At 71.9% G+C, this 19,686-nt stretch carries 10 protein-coding genes and 1 pseudogene; 8 read left to right on the plus strand and 3 right to left on the minus strand.

Annotated elements, in window-relative coordinates:
* Positions 1-167 precede the first annotated feature (167 nt).
* On the plus strand, positions 168-2,426 hold the full coding sequence (locus tag IE172_RS27240) for an MMPL family transporter (RefSeq protein WP_190099961.1): 2,259 nt from the start codon (positions 168-170) through the stop codon (positions 2,424-2,426).
* Positions 2,427-2,913: 487 nt separating this feature from the next.
* On the opposite strand, the gene IE172_RS27250 is transcribed toward IE172_RS27240, so the two are convergent.
* Positions 2,914-3,939 carry an ArsR/SmtB family transcription factor gene (locus IE172_RS27250; RefSeq protein WP_190099963.1) on the minus strand — a complete coding sequence of 342 codons (1,026 nt, stop codon included), beginning with the start codon at positions 3,937-3,939 and terminating at the stop codon, positions 2,914-2,916.
* A gap of 309 nt (positions 3,940-4,248) precedes the next feature.
* Between IE172_RS27250 and IE172_RS27255 the strand changes: the two are divergent.
* From IE172_RS27255 to IE172_RS27270, 4 genes and pseudogenes are all read left to right on the plus strand, one after another.
* Positions 4,249-5,009, plus strand: a pseudogene (locus IE172_RS27255) (isocitrate lyase/PEP mutase family protein).
* A gap of 464 nt (positions 5,010-5,473) precedes the next feature.
* Positions 5,474-7,318 carry a thiamine pyrophosphate-requiring protein gene (locus IE172_RS27260; protein ID WP_190099964.1) on the plus strand — a complete coding sequence of 615 codons (1,845 nt, stop codon included), beginning with the start codon at positions 5,474-5,476 and terminating at the stop codon, positions 7,316-7,318.
* 44 nt (positions 7,319-7,362) lie between these two features.
* Positions 7,363-8,451 (plus strand): enolase C-terminal domain-like protein, encoded by a 1,089-nt coding sequence (locus IE172_RS27265; protein ID WP_190099965.1) that lies wholly within the window; start codon positions 7,363-7,365, stop codon positions 8,449-8,451.
* Positions 8,448-10,241 carry a glycoside hydrolase family 15 protein gene (locus tag IE172_RS27270; RefSeq protein ID WP_190099966.1) on the plus strand — a complete coding sequence of 598 codons (1,794 nt, stop codon included), beginning with the start codon at positions 8,448-8,450 and terminating at the stop codon, positions 10,239-10,241. Before IE172_RS27265 ends, IE172_RS27270 begins: the two co-directional genes overlap by 4 nt.
* Positions 10,242-10,298: 57 nt before the next feature.
* Here the strand turns inward: IE172_RS27270 and IE172_RS27275 are convergent, their stop codons facing one another.
* Both IE172_RS27275 and IE172_RS27280 read right to left on the minus strand, forming a co-directional pair.
* Complete coding sequence (locus IE172_RS27275) at positions 10,299-13,376, minus strand: FAD-binding and (Fe-S)-binding domain-containing protein (RefSeq protein ID WP_190099967.1); 3,078 nt, start codon at positions 13,374-13,376, stop codon at positions 10,299-10,301.
* Positions 13,377-13,557: 181 nt separating this feature from the next.
* Positions 13,558-14,571, minus strand: coding sequence for an SDR family oxidoreductase (locus IE172_RS27280; RefSeq protein ID WP_190099968.1), 1,014 nt, complete (start codon positions 14,569-14,571; stop codon positions 13,558-13,560).
* Between the two features lie 558 nt (positions 14,572-15,129).
* Between IE172_RS27280 and IE172_RS27285 the strand changes: the two genes are divergently transcribed.
* The 3 genes from IE172_RS27285 (at position 15,130) to IE172_RS27295 (ending at position 19,670) form a co-directional block, all read left to right on the plus strand.
* Complete coding sequence (locus IE172_RS27285; protein WP_229886464.1) at positions 15,130-15,978, plus strand: helix-turn-helix transcriptional regulator; 849 nt, start codon at positions 15,130-15,132, stop codon at positions 15,976-15,978.
* Positions 15,979-16,165: 187 nt separating this feature from the next.
* Entirely contained in the window at positions 16,166-17,599 is a 1,434-nt protein-coding gene (locus tag IE172_RS27290) for a flavin monoamine oxidase family protein (protein ID WP_229886466.1), read from the plus strand.
* Between the two features lie 112 nt (positions 17,600-17,711).
* Positions 17,712-19,670: a non-ribosomal peptide synthetase gene (locus IE172_RS27295; protein WP_190099971.1), complete on the plus strand. Its 1,959-nt coding sequence runs from the start codon at positions 17,712-17,714 to the stop codon at positions 19,668-19,670.
* The last annotated feature ends 16 nt before the right edge of the window (positions 19,671-19,686 follow it).

Genomic DNA, 19,686 nt, shown 5'->3' on the forward strand with positions numbered 1-19,686 from the left:
TCCTTCTGCTCAAGAACCCGTTGTCTCACTAGCGTCGTTCTCGGCGGCAGCGAGCTCGTCACCGCCTCCTCCGCGACCGGGGTGAGGTGTCTCCGCGGCGCATGCCTGCGGCTCTCGCCCGGCCGGCACCTTCCGTCCTGTCCGAAGAACCTGAAGGAGATCCACCCGTGTTCGAACGTTTGGCCGACCTGGCGATCCGCCGGTCCCGGTTGGTGCTGGCCGTCGCCGCCTTGGCCGTGGCACTGATGGGCGTGGTGGGCGCCGGCGCCTTCGACAAGCTGAAGGGGGGCGGCTTCGACGACCCCGCCTCCCCCTCCACGCGAGCGGCGAACGTCCTCGCCGACAAGTTCGGCGGTGAGACCAATCTCGTCCTGCTGGTCCGCTCCCCCGACGGTCCCGTCGACGCCCCAGCGGTCGAGGAGGACGGCCGCAGCCTGGTGGCCGAGCTGAAGCAGGACGATCGGCTCGGCAACGTCGTCTCGTACTGGGAGACGGACAGCCCCGACCTGCGCAGCGAGGACGGCCGTCAGGCCATGGTTCTCGCCCATGTGAAAGGCGACAGCACAGAGCAGCGGAAGAGCGCCATCGCGATCCTGGACACCTACAGCGGTACCTACAAGGACACCCTGACCGTCCGGGCCGGCGGAGGCGCCGCCGTAGGAGCCGACCTGTCGAACCAGGTGGTCGAGGATCTGATCCTCGCCGAGGCGATCGCCCTACCGTTGACCCTCCTGCTGCTCCTGATCGTCTTCGGCAGCGTCGTCGCGGCACTGCTGCCGCTCGCCGTCGCGGTCATCGCCATCATCGGCTCGTTCGCCCAGCTCTTCCTGCTCGGCAGCGTCACCGACGTGGCCGACACCGCCACCAACCTCACCACCGCCCTCGGGCTCGGACTGGGTATCGACTACGCCCTGCTGATGGTCAGCCGCTTCCGGGAGCAGCTCGCGGCCGGGACGAGCGTGGACGACGCCGTCCGGCGGACGGTGCACACCGCCGGCCGCACCGTCGCCTTCTCCGCGGCGACCGTCGCGGCGGCCCTGGCCGCCCTGATGGTGTTCCCGCAGTACTTCCTGCGCTCGTTCGGCTTCGCCGGCGTCGGTGTCGTCGCCATCGCAGCCCTGAGCACCCTGTTCGTGATGCCGGCCCTGCTGAAGGTCCTGGGGCACCGGGTCAACAGCGGGCGGATGCCGTGGGCGAAGTCGCGACGCTCCGAGGCCCGGGCACCCGTGTGGGGACGGCTGGCGCGCACCGTCATGCGGCGGCCCGTGCTCACGGCGGTCCCCGTCCTCACCGTGCTGCTGCTGGCCGCGAGCCCTCTGCTGAACATCACCTTCGGCACCCCGGACGAACGCGTCCTGCCCGAGGACGCCGAGAGCCGCCAGGTCTCGCAGGTCCTGCGGGAGGAGTTCGGCGGCAGCCAGGACTCGGCCGTCTTCATCACCCTGGACAGCGCCGTGGAGCCGGCCCCGCTGGCCTCCTACGCGGAGCGACTGGCCGCGCTCGAGGGCGTCGAGCGCGTCGAGACGAGCGCGGGCACCTACAGCGCCGGGCGGCCCGTCGTGACCGGCCCGGCCGACTCCGCCCTCGGCAGGCCCGACGCACAGCGGATCACGGTGGTGAGCAGCCTGACACCGAAGTCGGAGGCAGCCGAGGCCCTGGTCGAGCAGGTACGTTCGGTGACCGCGCCCCCGGGGACCGACCCCTTGGTCGGCGGTGACGACGCCGTACTGGTCGACGCCAAGGAATCCATCGCCGCCAAGCTCCCGCTGGCCGTGACCCTCATCGCCCTCAGCACCTTCCTGCTGCTCTTCCTGTTCACCGGAAGCGTCGTGCAGCCGTTGCGCGCACTGATCCTCAACCTGATCAGCCTGGGAGCCACCCTCGGCGTGATGACCTGGATCTTCCAGGACGGCAACCTCTCCTCACTGCTCGGCTTCACCGCCCAGCCGATGGAGCTGGCGATGACCGTGCTGATGTTCTGCATCGCCTTCGGCCTCTCGATGGACTACGAGGTCTTCGTCACCAGCAGGATCAAGGAACTCCACGACCAGGGTGCGGACGGCGAGACCGCCGTGATCAACGGCCTCGGCCACACCGGGCGCATCGTCAGCGCGGCCGCCTTCCTGCTCGCGGTGAGCTTCTTCGCCTTCGGCACGGCTCAACTCAGCTTCGTGCAGATGTTCGGCCTCGGCAGCGGCCTGGCCATCCTCATCGACGCCCTCGCCGTACGCGGCGTACTCGTGCCGGCCGCGATGCGGCTGCTGGGCGGCTCAGCCTGGTACGCGCCCCGCCTCCTGCGCACCTTCCACGCGCGGTACGGCCTCAGCGAAAACGGTCCCGAGCCGGCGTCCGCCCCCGAACCGGTGTCCACTCCCGGGTCGGCGGCAAAGACTCGGGACGGTGCCAGGGACTCGACCATGGTGTGACTCGACCGACCACCCTCGGCGACCCACCGCAACGCTCCGGAACACGTCGCAGCCGGCTGGAGTGCCGGCTGCGACGTGGACAAGGGGCCCCGGGCGGGGCGCCCGCACGTGGCGCGGTCAGTTGAGCGCACGCAGTGCCAGCCGCGCCAGACTCACGATTCCCCGCCCGACCCACGCGAGCAGCCCCGTCTCCACGACCAGCTCGGCAGCGTCCGCGGCCACGTCCCCCCGGTCCGACCGGGCAGGGCACCGGGAACAGGAACGAGGCCAACGGCGCTTCTGCGCACCGCATTTCCTACACATCGCCATGGCCTCATTCTCTCCCGGCCTCCGGGCGACCCGTACACGCCGAGCCAGGCCGGGCCATGCTCTGCACGGTCTTCGCGGTCGACGCCGAGCCAGGCGCGCGGACCGCGCGTCCACCCCGTACCGTCCCGGTCGGCATTCGGCGGTCGCGCAGCAGCCTGTGCTGGTCGACGGCAGCAGCTCATCCATGGCGCCCCCGGGCGGAGGCAAGCTGCTGACGGAGGAGCCGGGAGCCTTCGGGTGTGCGGCGATAGAGCACGGACCGGCCTGCTCGGGCACGGGTGACGAGGCCGGCGCGGTGGAGGACGCCGAGGTGGTACGACACTGTCGCGGGGCTCAGGAAGTGTCGTCCCGCCAGATGGGCGGTGGAGGCGGGCTGCGTCAGTGCGGCAAGGAGTCCGGCCCGGGTGGGGCCGAGCAACTGGGCCACCTCGGCGGGAGGGACCACGGGGGCGATGCCCCCGGTGACGGCCCGGTCACGTACGGGATAGATGAGCATCGGCGGCCGGCCTTCTTCGCGCGTGGGGTCCACCGCCACGCCCGGCCCGGGCATGACCAGCGACGGTACGACGACCACCATGGGTACCGGCAGTGCGATCCGCAGCCGACTCACCACGCGCAGGGTTCCCTCGCCCCACTCGATGTCGGGATGCAGAGAGTTGAAAAGGCGCGCTGCTCCGTGCCCGGCCAGCAGGCCGGCGCATCGGCCGATCTCCGCGTCCAGGACAGCCTTGGCGGCCTCCCAGTGCGGGGCGAAGGCCAGTTCCCAGTACCGCCGCATCTCCTCCGCCGCTTGCCGGGCCACGTGCGCACCGCCCCGTGCCATGGCCCGCCGCACCCCCTCCGGCAGCGCGGAAGGGGCCAGGCCGTTGCGCGGCCGCCCCACACGTAACGCCTCCAGCTCGCCCATGACGCGCTCGGGTGGGGTGCACCGGACCCGCTCCAGTTCCTCCTCGACGGTGGGTGAGGGGCCGGACGGGTAGGGGTTGAGGAAGTCCGGCACGTATCCGGGCCCGTTCAGGGCCAGTTCGGACAGCAGTGGCAGCCGGGCCCTGCGCAGCACGCGTCGTGCGCGAGCGACCCACGGATCGGCGTCCGGGCCCGGCTGCAGGCCGCAGGGCAGCAGCGTCGCGACGACCTCGTGCAACGGCGAAACGGCGAAGCGAGAGCGGGCGAGCCCGGCGGCATCAACGGTGAGCTCGATCATGACTCTCCCACTGTCCGGTCGCGCGTGCCGTGACCGTGTCCGTCCCTTCACACCTGATCGAATCCTGGCACGGAACGGGTCGGGAGCGGGCCCGGTTGACGCATCACGGCCATCTCCGGACGGCAGCATCGATCAATTCAAGGTGTGCGCCGGCCCGATGGGCAACGAGACCTGCTCTCCCTGGACACGTGGATACTGACCGCGGCCGTTCTGCACAACGGTTCAGCCGGGCCCGGAGTTCGTCCTGTCGTCACCGGGCAACGCCTGTCGGCGCCTTGTCCGCGGCAAAGCCGGGGTAACGTCCCTGACATGGCTCTCCCCACCACCGTTGAGCGCGCTCAACGCCTCAAGCAGTTGCACGCCCAGGACCAGCCGCTCGTGCTGCCGACCGTCTGGGACGTCTGGTCCGCACGCACGGCAGTCGCCGCCGGGTTTCCCGCACTGACGATCGGCAGCCATCCCCTCGCCGACTCCAGGGGGCCGACGACCACGAGGGGCAGACCTTCGAAGAGGTGCTCGCCGCCGTCGGGCCGATCATCGCGGCGGTCGACGTCCCCGTGTCCGTGGACCTGGAGGCCGGGTACGGACAGAAGCCCGCGGATCTCGTCGCCGGGCTCATCGAGGTCGGCGGCGTCGGTCTCAACATCGAGGACACCGTCCACTCGGACGGTGGCCGCGTACGCGGCACGGACGAGCACGCGAACTACGTAGCCGGCCTGCGCACGGCGGCGGACGACGCGGGGGTCCCGGTCTGGGTGAACGGGCGCACCGACCTCTTCATGCACGCGAAGGACCCTTCCGACGTCCTCGACGAGGCGATCGAGCGACTGCGGGCGTTGGTGGAGGCCGGCGCCGACAGTGTCTACCCGGTGGGCATCCAGGACGACGACGGCCTGCTCACAGCGGTGACCGGCGCCGTCTCCGTACCCGTGAACTCCACGGCCCACCCCGTCAGGCACGATCTCGATCGCTTCCGCCGCCTCGGCGTACGCCGGATCACCTACGGCCCCCTGCTGCAACTTGCCATGACGGACACCATGAAGGACATGCTCAAGCCGTGGGCGCCCTGAGGAGCTGACCGGACGACGCAGCCGACCGCGAGCGTCCCTCGTCCCCGGGTGGACGTGACGCGCCTTCGCGGCATTCGGTCGCGCTGAACGGGACGGCCCCGAGCGGCCGTTGCCGGCCTGCGGGCCAGTGCGGTCCCGTCGCCCGTAAGCGCGGGACCGGGGATTCCGCGCCGGGACGGTGGCCGGGTGGTCCCCCACCCGGGGTGAAAGGCACGCGGCGAGCCTCGTCGGCCCGATGGGATCGCCGCCGTCCTCTCCCCCGCACGGGTCACGACACCGCTGTGACCGGGCGGGCGGCGACCCCCTCGCCCCCGAGGCTCGGGCGACCGGGCGGGCTCCGCGAGAGCGACGTTTCGGCCGTATCCGCACGGTTACTCATGAAGCGTCGTGCCCTCGCGCGCGCCCGTGTGCACGGCTGGACGCCGAGGACGGTCGTTCATCGACACAATCGGAACGGAGCTTCCATGGCCAGCACGAAGGTGTCCGACTACGTACTCCAGCGGCTGCGCGAGTGGGACGTCGACCACGTCTTCGCCTACGCGGGTGACGGCATCAACGGGCTGCTGGCCGCCTGGGGACGCGCGGACAACCGGCCGAAGTTCGTCCAGGCCCGGCACGAGGAGATGGCCGCCTTCCAGGCCGTCGGCTACGCCAAGTTCTCCGGCAGGGTAAGCGTGTGCGCGGCCACCTCCGGACCGGGCGCCATCCACCTGCTGAACGGGCTCTACGACGCCAAACTCGACCACGTGCCGGTCGTGGCGCTGGTCGGACAGACCAACCGCAGCGCCATGGGCGGCTCCTACCAGCAGGAAGTGGACCTGGCCAGTCTGTACAAGGACGTCGCCTCGGATTTCTGCGAGACGGCCATGGTGCCCGAACAGTTGCCGAACCTCATCGACCGGGCCTTCCGCACCGCCCTCGCCAGGCGCACCGTCACCGCGATCATCCTCCCCGCCGACGTGCAGGAGCTGGACTACAGCCCGCCCGGCCACGCCTTCAAGATGGTGCCCTCCAGCCTTGGACTGGGACGGTACGCGCCGGTCCCGGGCGACGAGGACCTGCAGCGGGCCGCCGATGTGCTGAACGCGGGCGAAAGGGTCGCCGTGCTGATCGGGCAGGGGGCCCGCGGCGCCCGCGAGGAGGTCGAACGGCTGGCTGACGTGCTCGGCGCGGGCGTGGCCAAGGCCCTGCTCGGCAAGGACGCCCTGCCCGACGACCTGCCCTACGTGACCGGCTCCATCGGGCTGCTGGGCACCCGTCCCTCCTACGAGCTGATGCAGGAGTGCGACACCCTGCTCATGATCGGCTCCAGCTTCCCGTACACGCAGTTCATGCCGGAGCTGGACCAGGCGCGGGCGGTGCAGATCGACATCGACCCGCACATGATCGGCCTGCGCTACCCGAACGAGGTCAACCTCGTCGGCGACGCCCGTGAGACGTTGCGGCGGCTGCTGCCGCGCCTGCACCGCAAGACGGACCGGACCTGGCGGGAGAAGATCGAGAAGAACGTCGCCCGCTGGTGGGAGGTCATGCAGCGCCGCGCCGCCGTCAGCGCCGATCCCGTCAACCCCGAGTACGTCGTCCACGCCTTGGACGGCAAGCTGCCCGACGACGTCATCCTCACCGCCGACTCCGGTTCGGCCGCCAACTGGTACGCCCGCCACCTGCGGCTGCGCGGCCGTATGCGCGGCTCGCTGTCCGGCACCCTGGCGACGATGGGCCCGGGCGTGCCGTACGCCATCGGGGCGAAGTTCGCCCACCCCGACCGGCCCGCCATCGCCCTGGTCGGTGACGGCGCCATGCAGATGAACGGCATGATGGAGCTGGTCACGGCCGCGAAGTACCACCGCGAGTGGTCCGATCCGCGCCTGATCGTGGCCGTGCTGAACAACGGCGACCTCAACCAGGTCACCTGGGAGATGCGGGCCATGTCCGGCGCCCCCCAGTTCGAGGAGTCGCAGGCCATTCCCGACCTGCCGTACGCGGAACTCGCCCAGCGCATCGGACTGGACGGCGTCCGGGTGGAAAAGCCCAAGCACGTCGAGTCCGCCTGGGACCGGGCTCTCGCCGCCGACCGGCCCTTCGTCATCGACTTCCGCACCGACCCGGCCGTTCCGCCGATCCCGCCGCACGCCTCGCTGGACCAGATCGAGGCCGCGGCCACCGCGGTCCTCAAAGGGGACAGCGACCGCGGCTCCATGGTGAAACAGGGGCTCAAGGCGAAGGTCCAGGAGATGCTGCCGGGCACCCGCCACCGTGGCGACCGCCCCGGCGCCGGTCCGCACGACAGCGCCGAAGAGAACAAGTGACACGGTCGGTGATACAGGGAGGGGTGCTCCACGACGGACCTCTCGTGGAGCACCTGACCGTCTCCGTGTACCGGATCCCCACCGATCTGCCGGGCGGCGACGCGACCCTGACCTGGGACGCGACCACCTTGGTGCTGGTCGAAGCCACCGCCGCGGGCCGGACGGGCCTCGGCTGCACCTACGGCTCGCCCGCCACCGCCCCCGTCGTCGCGCAGGAACTGGCGGACCTCGTCGTCGGATTCGACGCCTTCGACGTGCCCGCCGCGAACGACCGGATGAGCCGGGCCCTGCGCAACGCGGGCAGGCCCGGCATCGCCGCCGGCGCGGTCTCCGCCGTCGACACCGCCCTGTGGGACCTCAAGGCCCGACTGCTGGACCTGCCGCTGGTGCGCCTGCTGGGCGCGGCCCGTGACAAGGTCACGGTGTACGGCAGCGGCGGTCTGACTCCGTACGGCGACACCCAGCTCGAACGGCAGTTGCGCGGCTGGACCGACCAGGGCATCGACCGCGTCAAGATCAAGGTCGCCGAGTCATGGGGCCGCTGCGAGGCCCGGGACATGCACCGCACCGCACTGACCCGCAGCGTCGTGGGCGACGCCACCGACCTGTACGTCGACGCGAACGGCGGCTACACCCGCAAGCAGGCGGTACGCGTGGCCACCGCCATGGCCGGCCTCGGCGTGACCTGGCTGGAGGAGCCCGTGTCCTCCGACGACCTGACCGGGCTGCGGGAGGTACGCGAAGCCGTCACGGCCGACGTCGCGGCCGGTGAGTACGGCTACGACCTGCCGTACTTCGTCCGGATGGCGGTTTCGGGGGCCGTCGACTGCCTCCAGGCCGACGTCACTCGCTGCGGCGGCATCACGGTCTGGCTCCGCGCCGCGGCCGTGGCCGAAGGGCTCGGGCTGCACATCTCGGCCCACTGCGCCCCGCACCTGCACGCCCACGTTGCCGCGGCCGTCCCCAACACCCGGCACCTGGAGTGGTTCCACGACCACGTCCGCATCGAGAACATGCTGTTCCACGGGACGCTCGATCCGCGGGGCGGCAGCGTCACACCCGGCGCCTCCGGCGAGCCGGGCCACGGCCTCACCCTCGACCGGGCGGCCGCCGGCCGCTACCGCATCGCATGACCAGGCCCGGCACCACCGACGACGTGACCGCGGCCTCGGCGGACAGTCCGTGGACGCTGCGCGACTACGCCCTGATCGCCGACGGAGAACGCGGGGCGCTCATCGATCCGCGCGGGGGGATCGTATGGCTGTGTGCGCCCGCCTGGCACCACGGTGCGGTCTTCAGCGGCCTCCTCGGCGGGCCCGGGCGGTACCACGTCCGCCCCGCGGACCGGTGGAATGTGTGGGGCGGCTACTACGAGGACGGCACGCTCATCCGGGTCAGCCGGTGGGTCACCGCCGACGGGATCCTCTCCTGCCGGGAGGCCCTGGCGGTCCCGGCCGACACCGGGCGCCTGGTGCTGCTCCGCCAGATCCGGGCCGTACGCGGTGACGCCCTCGTCGACATGGACCTGGACGTACGCGCCGACTACGGGCGGTGTCCCATGACCGAACTGCGGCAGGACGACGGCGTCTGGCGGGCCCGCACCGGCCCCCTGCACGTACGCTTCACGGGGGCCGAGGGCGCCCGCCCCGGCCCGGACGGCGGGTTGCGCGCCCGGTCGCGCCTGTCGCAGGGCGGCGTCCACGACCTGGTGCTGGAGGTGGCCACGGAGCCGCAGAGCATCCTCCTCGACCCGGGGGCCCTGTGGGACTCCACCGAGCGGTGGTGGGGTGCGGTCGTGCCCGACTGCTCCGACACCGCCGCACCCCGCGACACCCGCATGGCGTACGCGGTGCTGAACGGGCTGACCAGTGCCGACGGGGGCATGGTGGCCGCGGCCACCACCTCGCTGCCGGAACGCGCCGACACCGGCCGCGACTACGACTACCGGTACGCCTGGGTCCGCGACCAGTGCTACGCCGGCATCGCGGTCGCCGCGCACGGCCCGCACCCGTTGCTGGACAGCGCGGTGGGTTTTGTGGCCGACCGCCTCCTGGAGGACGGTGCCGCGCTGCGTCCCGCCTACACGGTCGACGGGTCACCGCTTCCGTCCGAAGGCGTCCTGCCGTTCGTCGGCTATCCCGGCGGCGGCGACCGGACCGGCAACCGCGCGGGCCGGCAGTTCCAGCTGGACGTCTTCGGTGAGGCCCTCCAGCTGTTCGCCGCCGCCGCCCGTCACGACGTGCTCGACGGCCGGGCGGCCGAGGCCGCCGACCTGGCCGCCCGCGCCGTCGCGGACCGCTGGACGAGGCCGGACGCCGGACTGTGGGAGCTGGAGGACCGCTGGTGGACGCACTCCCGGCTCTGCTGCGTCGTCGGCCTGCGCGACCTCGCCCGGGAACTGCGCACATCCGCATCGGCGGACTGGTCACGCCTGGCCGACCGCATCCTGGACGCCACCCGGTCGCGCTGCGTCCACCCCGACGGCCACTGGCAGCGCGCCGCCGACGACCCCGGGCCGGAGGCGGCTCTGCTGCTGCCGCTGGCCCGCGGGGCGGCGTCGCGCACCGATCCCGGCCTCGCTCCGACGCGCGCTCAGGTCGCACGCCAGCTGGCACAGGACGGCTACGTCTACCGTTTCGGGCACGGGGACGAGCCGCTGGGCGACGCGGAAGGAGCCTTCCTGCTGTGCGGCTTCACGATGGCGCTGGCCGCCCACGCGCAGGGTCGGCCCGCCGAATCGGCGCGGTGGTTCGAGCGGACGCGCTCGGCGTGCGGTCCCACGGGGCTGTTCGCCGAGGAGTACGACGTGGCGCAGCGCCAGCTGCGGGGCAATCTGCCGCAGGCCTTCGTCCACGCCCTGCTGCTGGAGTGCTCGGCACGGTTCGGGCGCACCCCGGAGGCCTTCCCGTCCGTCGGCTGGTGAACGTCCCGCCGCGCTTCCCGGCGCCGTTGGTGGCCGCCGCGGGGCGCCGCGGCGCGCTCACCGCCGAGCACGGCGCGCTCGGTGCGTGCGGCGTAGGCGGCGCGCGCCGGCCGCCACCGCCAGTGCGCCCGCGGTCACGCCGGCGGCACCCCAGGGCAGGAGAGCCCGGGTTCCCGGGACCTCGGGACGTTCCGGGACGGCTTCCCGTCCGGTCAGTCCCGCCGCCAGTACTTCCGCCAGATGCACCGGAGTGCGTCCGGTGCCGGCTTGGTCGACCTGGGTACGGCAGCTGAAGCCGTCCGCGAGAATCAGCGTCGCGTCGTCCGCGTCCCGCACTGCGGGCAGCAGTCCTGCCTCCGCACAGGCCATGGACACCTCGTAGTGCCCCTTCTCGAAACCGAAGTTGCCGGCCAGCCCGCAGCAGCCGGCGTCCAGGACGTCGGCGTCGACCCCGGCACGTCGCAGGATCTCGCGGTCGGCGTCGAACCCCATGACGGCGTACTGGTGGCAGTGGCGCTGGACGACCGCGCGGACGTCGACGCGTGGCGGCTGCCAGTCCCCGGCGCGTTCGACGAGGAGTTCGGCCAGGGTGCGGGTCTGCTCGCGCATGCGCCGGACGTCGGGGTCGTTCGGCAGGAGTTCGGCCGCGTCCGCGCGGAAGACGGCCGTGCAGCTGGGTTCCAGGCCGACCACGGGGGTGCCGCGGCGCAGGTCCTCACGCAGGACGTCGATGGTGTGCCCGAGCACCCGCCTGGCGATGTTCAGCTGCCCGGTGGAGATCCAGGTCAGACCGCAGCAGACGGCGGCCTCGGGCACCTTGACACGGAAGCCCGCCGCTTCGAGGACGTCGACGGCCGCCCTGCCGATCGCCGGGTGGAAGTGGTCGGTGAAGGTGTCGGGCCAGACCACGACCTCGCCCCGGTGTCCCGTGCCGCGGGTCCCTCCCCGTTCGCGCCACCAGTCGGTGAAGCGCTGTTCGGCGAAGACGGGTACGTCACGCTCGGGGGCGACGCCTCCGAAGGCCTTGGCCACACGGGCCACCCACGGGACCGACGCCAGTGCGTTGACGGTGCGGGGAGCCAGAGCGACCACCCGGGCGACGGCAGGCATCCAGCCCATGGAGTAGTGCGCGAGGGGCCGCAACCGTCCCTCGTAGTGGTGGTGCAGGAACTCCGCTTTGTACGTGGCCATGTCCACGTTGACCGGGCAGTCCGTCCTGCAGCCCTTGCAGGCCAGGCAGAGGTCGAGCGCGTCATGCACCTCCTCGGACCGCCAGCCGTCCGTGATCGGTGAGTCGCCGTGGTTGCCGACCATCTCGAACAGCAGCCGTGCCCGGCCCCGGGTGGAGTGCTCCTCCTCCCGGGTGGCCCGGTAGCTGGGGCACATCACCCCGCCCTCCGAGGAGCGGCACTTGCCGACGCCGACGCAGCGGGCGGCAGCCCGGCTGAACCTGCCGTCGTCGTGCGGGAAGGAGAAGACGGTATCCGGTTCCCACGGGAGGTAGCCGCTTCCCAGGCGAAGGTCCTCGTCGAGGCGGTGGGGCAGGACGATCTTCCCGGGGTTCATGCGGTTCTGCGGGTCGAACAGGCCCTTCAGCCGCTCGAAGCCCTCGATCAGTTCCGTGCCGAACATCCTGACCAGGAGCTCACCCCGCGACTGACCGTCACCGTGCTCGCCGGACAGCGATCCGCCATGGGACACCACGAGGTCGGCGGCCTTCTCCACGAAGGCGCGCATCCGGGCGATGCCCTGTTCGGACTCCAGGTCGAAGGGGATGCGGGTGTGAACACAACCGTGACCGAAGTGCCCGTACACGGACGGGTGTCCGTAGTCGAACTCCTCGTACAGCCGCTTCAGGTCGCGCAGGTAGTCGCCGAGGCGTTCGACCGGAACCGCCGAGTCCTCCCAGCCCTCCCAGGTGTCGGGTTCACCGGGCACGTGCGCGGTGGCCCCGAGGCCGGACTCGCGGACTCGCCAGAGCTCGCGCATGTGCTGCTTGTCGTCGTACCACGTGTGGTCGACGTCGTCCGGCTTGGCGTCGATCAGCGCCCGGACCGCGGCCTCGACCTCTTCGCGCGTGTCACCGACGAGCTGCACCATCAGGTACGCCCGGCCCTCGGGCAGTTCGTCGAGCGCGTCCGGGTTGAGATGCTTGGCCTGCTGGAAGTGGATCAGTTGGTGGTCCACGCCCTCCAGGGCGGCCGGTCCGTGTTCGAGGACCGCGGGCACGTGGTCGGCGGCCCGGCAGATGTCCTCGTAGCCGAGCACGACCAGGGAGGTGTGCTTCGGCACGGGTACGAGCTTCAGTTCCGCACGCAGGACGGTCACCAGCGTGGACTCGGAGCCGGTCAGCAGGCCGGCGACGTCGAAGCCGTGTTCGGGCAGCAGCGAGTCGAGGTTGTAGCCCGACACCCGTCGAGGGATGTCGGGGTAGCGATCGCGCACCAGCCTCGCGTACCGGTCCCGCAGGGCCACCAGCCCCCGGTACAAGTCCGCCTGCCTTCCCCGGGCGGCGGTCAGCCGCTCGAGTTCTCCGTCGTCGGTCCGCCCCACCCACATGCGCACACCGTCGTAGGTGAGGACCTCGAGGCGGTGCAGGTTGTCGACGACCTTCCCGTATGCCTGGGCCGTCGACCCGCAGGAGTTGTTGCCGATCATCCCGCCGAGGGTGCAGTTCGGGTGGGTGGCCGGTTTGGGCCCGTACATGAGCCCGTACTCGGCCAGCTGCCGGTTGAGGTCGTCGAGGACGATGCCCGGTTCGACCACGCAGCGCCGGTTGTCGGGGTCGACCGACAGCAGCCGGTTGCCGTACTTGCTCCAGTCCAGGACGACCGCGGTGTTGCAGCACTCGCCCGCAAGGCTCGTGCCGCCGCCACGGGACAGCAGTGGTGCCCCGTGCTCCCGGCAGACCGCCACCGCCTCCACGGCAGCCTCCACGGTCCGGGGGAGCAGCACTCCGATGGGCACCTGCCGGTAGTTGGAGCCGTCCGTGGAATACGCCGCCCTCGTACCCGCGTCGAACCGCACTTCTCCGTCGACGCGCTCGCGCAGGTCGCGCTCCAGTGCACGGGCACTCACGTCGGCCGGGGCCTGCGTGGGCCTGACGACGGGAAGGGGCAGATCGACCGGTTCCATGAACGGCACTCCACTCAGCGCGATGGCCGGAACGCCCCGACCGTGTATCCATGGCCCCGCACCCGCAAATCGGAAGGCGTCGAACGCGTCGTAGTACCCCGGTGTGCCGTCCGGACGGCGCGGTCGCCGTGCTGCGTCCACGGTTCGCGCAGGACTCGGCACTGTCCGTAGCAGGGGCGGCTCAGTGTCCGTCACGGCGGCGCAGCAGCGCATATCCCGCGCCCACGAGCCCCGCCAGGGCAGCCGCCTCGCCCACACGGTGACGGCTCGCCCACACCTGGGGGTCGAAGGCATGGGCCTGCTCGTCGAACACTCCGTGGGCCCCGTAGTCCTCCTTCTCGTCCGCCGGGGCGAAGAGGTTGCCGTGTCCCCCGGGCTGCGGACGGGCGTCGGTCTGCTGGGAGTCGAACCCGGTGCGGGCAAGATAGCGGTCGAGCAGTCCGGGGACGACGGCGTTGGCCAGCAGGGTCAGCGCCGTGGACGTCCCGACCCAGTACTCGCGTCGCCGGGGGTGGTCAGCGGCGCGCAGCACGGCGCGGGCAGCGAGCTCGGGTTGGTAGATCGGCGGCACCGGCCGGGCGTGGCGGGGCAGGTGCGTGCGCAGCCAGGTGAACTGGGGGGTGTTCACGGCCGGCATCTGGACCATGGTGACGCGCACGCGGGACTTGTCGTGCAGCAACTCGCAGCGCACGGACTCGGTGAAGCCCTGGATGGCGTGCTTGGCGCCGCAGTACGCGCTCTGCAGCGGGATGCCCCGGTAGGCGAGCGCGGAGCCCACCTGCACCACCGCGCCGCTGTCCCGTGGCACCATCCGCTGCAACGCCGCGCGGGTGCCGTGCACGTAGCCGAGGTACGTCGACCTCGTCGCCTGGAGGAATTCGTCCGGGGAGACGTCGGTGAACCTGCCGAAGGCCGCGGTGAAGGCGTTGTTCACCCAGACGTCGATCGGCCCGAACTGTTCTTCGATACGACGGGCGGCCGTCTCCACTTCCTCCCACTCCGCCATGTCGGTGACGATGGGCAGCGCCTGTCCGCCGGCCGCCCGTACGTCGGCCGCGGCCGCGTCCAGGCCCGCACGCCCTCGCGCCAGCAGCGCGACGCCGGCGCCGCGGGCGGCGAACATTCTGGCGGCCGCTCGTCCGATCCCCGCACTGGCCCCGGTCACCACCACTGTCTGCCGTACGGTCCGGTTCATCGGTCCTCCACGTGTTCTCGTTCCACGTGCGCCGTATGGAAAGGCAGAGCCCACGGCACCCGTGACGAGTACCCCGCCCTCGCTCGGAAACAGCCGCGGTCCGTCACCGCAGCCCAGGCCGAGCGGCGCTGTTCCCGCTGCCCGACGCCGGAGCCGGGCAGCCGCTGTACGGAGGAGGGACGGCCACCGCCGCGATCCGCGACCGGATGCGCGCTGCGCGCTTCCCGGGCTTCGTCCCCCGCAGGCTGCGCAGTCCGGTCGGGCTCGCCGGCGCAGAGGGCCCTGCGGGCAGCGCACGCACCGCGGCACGCGGCAGGGCCGTGAGCGGTCTCCCACCCCGCGGGCAGCCGACCCGGCGCCGACTTGTCGGCCAACTGCGCGCAGAGTGACGAAAGTTCAGGTTCCAGCCCATCGGGTACCAGCGTTGTCATGCTTGAGTCATTAGGACTGGAACCTGGTGCGGAGAAGGCTTACAGACTGTTGCTCGAGCACCCCGGGTGGGACGTGGAGCAACTGGCTTCCTCCATGGACTGCTCCGAGTTGGAGGTGCACCGTGCCTTGGACGCACTCGCCGACCTCCAGTTGCTGGCGCCGCGTGCCGGCACCGCGGGCATCACACCGGTCAGTCCGGATGTCGGCCTGACCGCCCTTCTCAGCCAGAACGAGCGGGAGTTGGAGGTTCGCCGGCGTCTTCACGACGAGGCTCAGGCGGCGGTACAGCGCCTTCAGAACCGGTTCGGCAGGCACGAGGACTACGCACCGGACTCCGGCAGCCAGCTGATCGGGGAAGAGGCGCTGCACGCGCGCTGGGACGAGCTCGTCGAGGCAATGAGCACGGAGTGTCTGTCGTTCCTTCCCGAGGACCCGCGCCCCGCCGGGACCGCCGTCGCGGGGGCGGCGCTCGAGGTGGCGGCACTGGAACGGGGGGTGGCGATACGCACCCTGCACCAGGAGTGTGTGCGCAACGACGGCGCCGCGTCGCAGCGGATCGGCATGCTGGTGGACGCCGGCGAGGAGGTGCGGACCGTACCGTCGCTGCCCCATTTGCTGATCATCATCGATCGTGAGTTCGCGCTGGTGCCCATAGAGCCCGAAGATCCCCGTCAGGGAGCCCTGGAACTGCACAGCCCCGGGGTCATCGCCGCGCTGCGCGGCCTCTTCGAGCATGTGTGGAAGGAGGCCCTGCCCTGGGACGAGGAGGATCAGGGCGATGGGCGTGGGCTGTCGCGGCGGGAGCGTGAACTGCTGCACCTGCTGGCCTCCGGCTGGACGGATCAGGCGATCAGCCGAAGCCTGGGACTGTCCGTGCGGACCGTGCGCCGGGACGTCTCCGGGCTCATGGGCAGGCTCGGGGCCCGCAGCAGGTTCGAGGCAGGTGCCCTGGCCGTGCGCGCGGGATGGCTCTGAGGTGCACCCGCGCTCCTCCCGGAGAGGGTGCGGCTCGCATCCGAAGTCAGCAGCGTGACGGCACCGGTCAGCCGCTGACGTGAGCCCGTGGTGATCCGTAGCGTGTCGGACTTCGCCGGTTCGTACTCGGAAGCGCGACGGGGAGAGCAGCGTCATGGGCAGCCCTCGGAATGAGTCGTCACATGGGGTGGCGGATGTGGTGGTGGCGGGAGCCGGTCTCGCGGGTCTGTGCGTGGCGCGGGAACTGCAGCGGCACGGTCATGACGTACTCGTGCTGGAGGCCGCCGACAGGATCGGGGGCCGGCTGGAGAGGCGTCGGACCGCGGGAGCCGACCTCGACGTCGGAGGCGCGTACATCGGCCGCCGGCACACCGCCGTACGGGAACTGGCCGCGCGCCACGACGTGCCCCTGCGGGAGACGGACGCACCCGGCGCCGGACTCTTCGACTTCGGCGGCCGCACGGTGCGCACGGACGGGTCCCTCGCGCCGTACAGCGCTCTGGCGCTGGGCACGGCCCTCGACCGAGTGGAGGAGCTCGCCGAGCGGATCTCCCCGCACCACCCCGGGCTCTCCCCCGACGCCGCCCGGCTCGACTCGCTGTCGGTGTCCGACTGGGCGCGCGAGGAGTTCGATCACCCCGACTCCCGGGCACTTCTCGGCCAGATCGTGCGGGAACTCCTCGCGGCCGAACCCACGGACGTCTCCCTCCTCCACTTCCTCTTCTACACCCGCTCCGGTGGCGGGCTTCCGTATCTCACCGCGTTCAAGGGGGGAGCCCAGGAGTTCCGTCTGCGGGGCGGGACCTGGGCCCTCGCCGAGCGGATCGCCGCGTCGCTGGTCCGGCCGGTGCGCCTCAGCACGCCGGTGACCGAGGTACGGCACACCCCGGCGGGCCGCAGGAGCCTCCACGTCCGGGCCGGTGAGATACGGGTCGACTGCGACCACCTCGTCCTGGCGACGGGCCCCGGTCCTTCGTCCACGATCGCCTTCACCCTGCCGGACGATCACGGCGCCGGCGGAGAGCCGGGCGGCTTCCCCGCGCATACGGCGATACCCGGTCAGCCCCGGGGCCGCCGGGTTCCCGGCGGAATGGCGCATGTGCCCGCGTCGGCAGCCGCGGCGGCCTCGAAACTCCACGCCGTCTATGACCGGCCCTTCTGGCGGGAGGCAGGGCTCAGCGGCTGGGTGACCGCTGATGAAGGACCGGTGCGGTTCGTCGTCGACGACTCGGCGCATCGCGGCGGGCTCGGCGTGCTGGTGGGGTTCCTCACCGGCGACGAGGCACGCGCCTGGCACCTCGGGGCGGTGCACACCGAGGATCTCCTACGGCGGCTGAGCCGGTGGTTCGGTCCCCGGGCGCTGTCACCCGTGCACGCGTCCGTCCGCGACTGGGTCGACTCGCCTCTGACCCAGGGCTGCTACGCGGGCGTGCCCGCGTTCGGAGCATGGGTGCGCGCTGCCCGTGACACCGGCTCGGGGGTCTTCGACGACCGTGTGTGGCGGGCCGGCAGCGAGTACTCGACGGCGTTCTTCGGCCACATGGAGGGCGCTGTCCGCTCCGCCCTGAGCACCGCGTCGACACTCGCGCGAACACTGCGAGCCTGCCCCGCCGCCCGCTGAGCTCTCCTCTCCACCCGCGCCCGCGCCCCCGGCAGCGCGGGGCGGGACCCGGCCGGCCGCACGGCCCCTTCCGCTTCCGCCCGAACGCCCCTTCCGATCCAAGGAGAAGACCATGTCGGTCCAGCTGGCACGCCATTCCTCAAGGGCCCCCGCCACGGCCACCGCCTACCGCACCGGCCGTTCCTCCGGCCCCGCCCGCTGCGTACACGAAATGGTGCGGGAGCAGGCGGCGCGCACTCCTGACGCGATCGCCGTCTCCCAAGGCGCCGAGCGACTGACGTACGCGGAACTCGACGCCGCGAGCGACGCGTTCGCCGCGCGCCTCGTCGAACACGGGGTGGGGCCGGACCGTGTGGTCGCCGTACTGGCCCCGCGGTCGCCGCGCCTGATCGTCTCGCTCCTGGCCATCCTCAAGGCGGGTGGCGCCTACCTCGCCCTGGATCAGGAGATGCCCGCCGCCCGCCGGTCCCAGGTGCTGGCCGATGCCCGACCTGTCCTGCTGATCGCGGAGCGTTCCGCACCGGGTGACACGCCTGCGGGCGTGTGCCCCGTGCTCGCACCGTCGTCCGTCGATGACGGCGCGCGCTGTCAGGGTCCGGCCGCCCTGCCCCGCGTCGCCGTGTCGCAACTCGCCTACGTCAGTTACACCTCGGGGTCGACGGGCGAGCCGAAGGGGGTGTGCGTTCCCCACTCCGCCGTCTCCCGGCTGATCGGGCACCAGGACTGGGCCCGCTTCACCGCCTCCGACGTCTTCCTGCAGCTCTCACCCGTCGCCTTCGACGCGTCGACCCTCGAGATCTGGGCACCGCTGGCCACCGGCGGGCGTCTGGCCGTGGCTCCGGCCGGACGGGTCGCCCCGGACGTGCTCGAGCGCACGCTGATCGACGAAGGGGTCACCGTGGCGTGGCTGACGGCGGGCTACTTCCATCACCTCGTGGACTGCCGTCCCGGAGCCTTCGCCGGACTGCGTCATCTCCTCGCGGGCGGGGACACACTGTCGCGCCACCACGTCGCGCGGGTCCTCGCCCGCCATCCCGACCTGCTGTTCACCAACGGCTACGGTCCGACCGAGAACACCACGTTCACCACCTGCTGGACGACGCGCGCCGAGATGCCGCAGGGGCCCGTCCCGATCGGCCGGCCCATCAGCGGCACCGGTGTGGTCCTGCTGGACGACGCGCGGCTGCCCGTGCACGAACCGGACGTGACCGGCGAGCTCTACGCGTTCGGCGAAGGGCTGGCCCGCGGGTACCTGCACCGGCCGGCGGCGACGGCGGAACGGTTCGTGACGATTCCCGGGGCGGACGGCGAGCCGCTGCGCGCCTACCGCACCGGCGACCTGGCCGCGTGGAACACACGGGGCGAGCTGGAGTTCCGCGGCCGGGTGGACCAGCAGGTCAAGATCCAGGGCTACCGGGTGGAGCCGGGCTCGGTGGAGGCCGAGCTCGTCGGCTGTCCGCAGGTACGCGACGCCGTGGTCGTCGCGACCGACGCCGGGGGAGGCAAGAAGCTCACCGCGTACGTGGTGCCGCACCCCGGCACTCCGCTCGCCGCCCCGGACGCGGAGAACGTGCTTCTGACGCGGCTGCGCGAGCGGTTGCCGTCCTACACGGTCCCCTCGCGGATCGTCCTGCTGGACGCCCTGCCGCTCGGGCCCACGGGCAAGGTCGACCGGGCCGCGCTGCCCGAGCCCGCCGCGCCCGCCGGCGGTCACGATGCCCGGGACGCCGCCGCCGGTCCCGGGGATGTCGAGGGGCACGTGGCCCGCATCTGGTGCGGGCTGCTCGGGGTGAGCGAGGTCGCCACCGATGACGACTTCTTCGAACGGGGCGGCCACTCCGTACTGGTCGGGCAGATGCTGCACCAGGTGTACGGGACGTGGGGCGCGCGCCTGCCGTTCGGCGTGTTCCTCGCCGACCCCACCGTGCGCGGCGTGACACGGTTCGTCGAGGCGCGGCGTGCTGCCGACGGCCCTTTGGAGGCCGGGGACACCAAGGAGGAGCAGCACTCCTTCGAAGGAGTCGTTCCCTCTCGTACGAGGGACACCGCGCACCGCTCCGATCGGCTCTAGAGCCCGCCGATGGCGT

The sequence above is a fragment of the Streptomyces griseoflavus genome (genome assembly GCF_014649995.1).
Lineage (GTDB): Bacteria > Actinomycetota > Actinomycetes > Streptomycetales > Streptomycetaceae > Streptomyces > Streptomyces griseoflavus.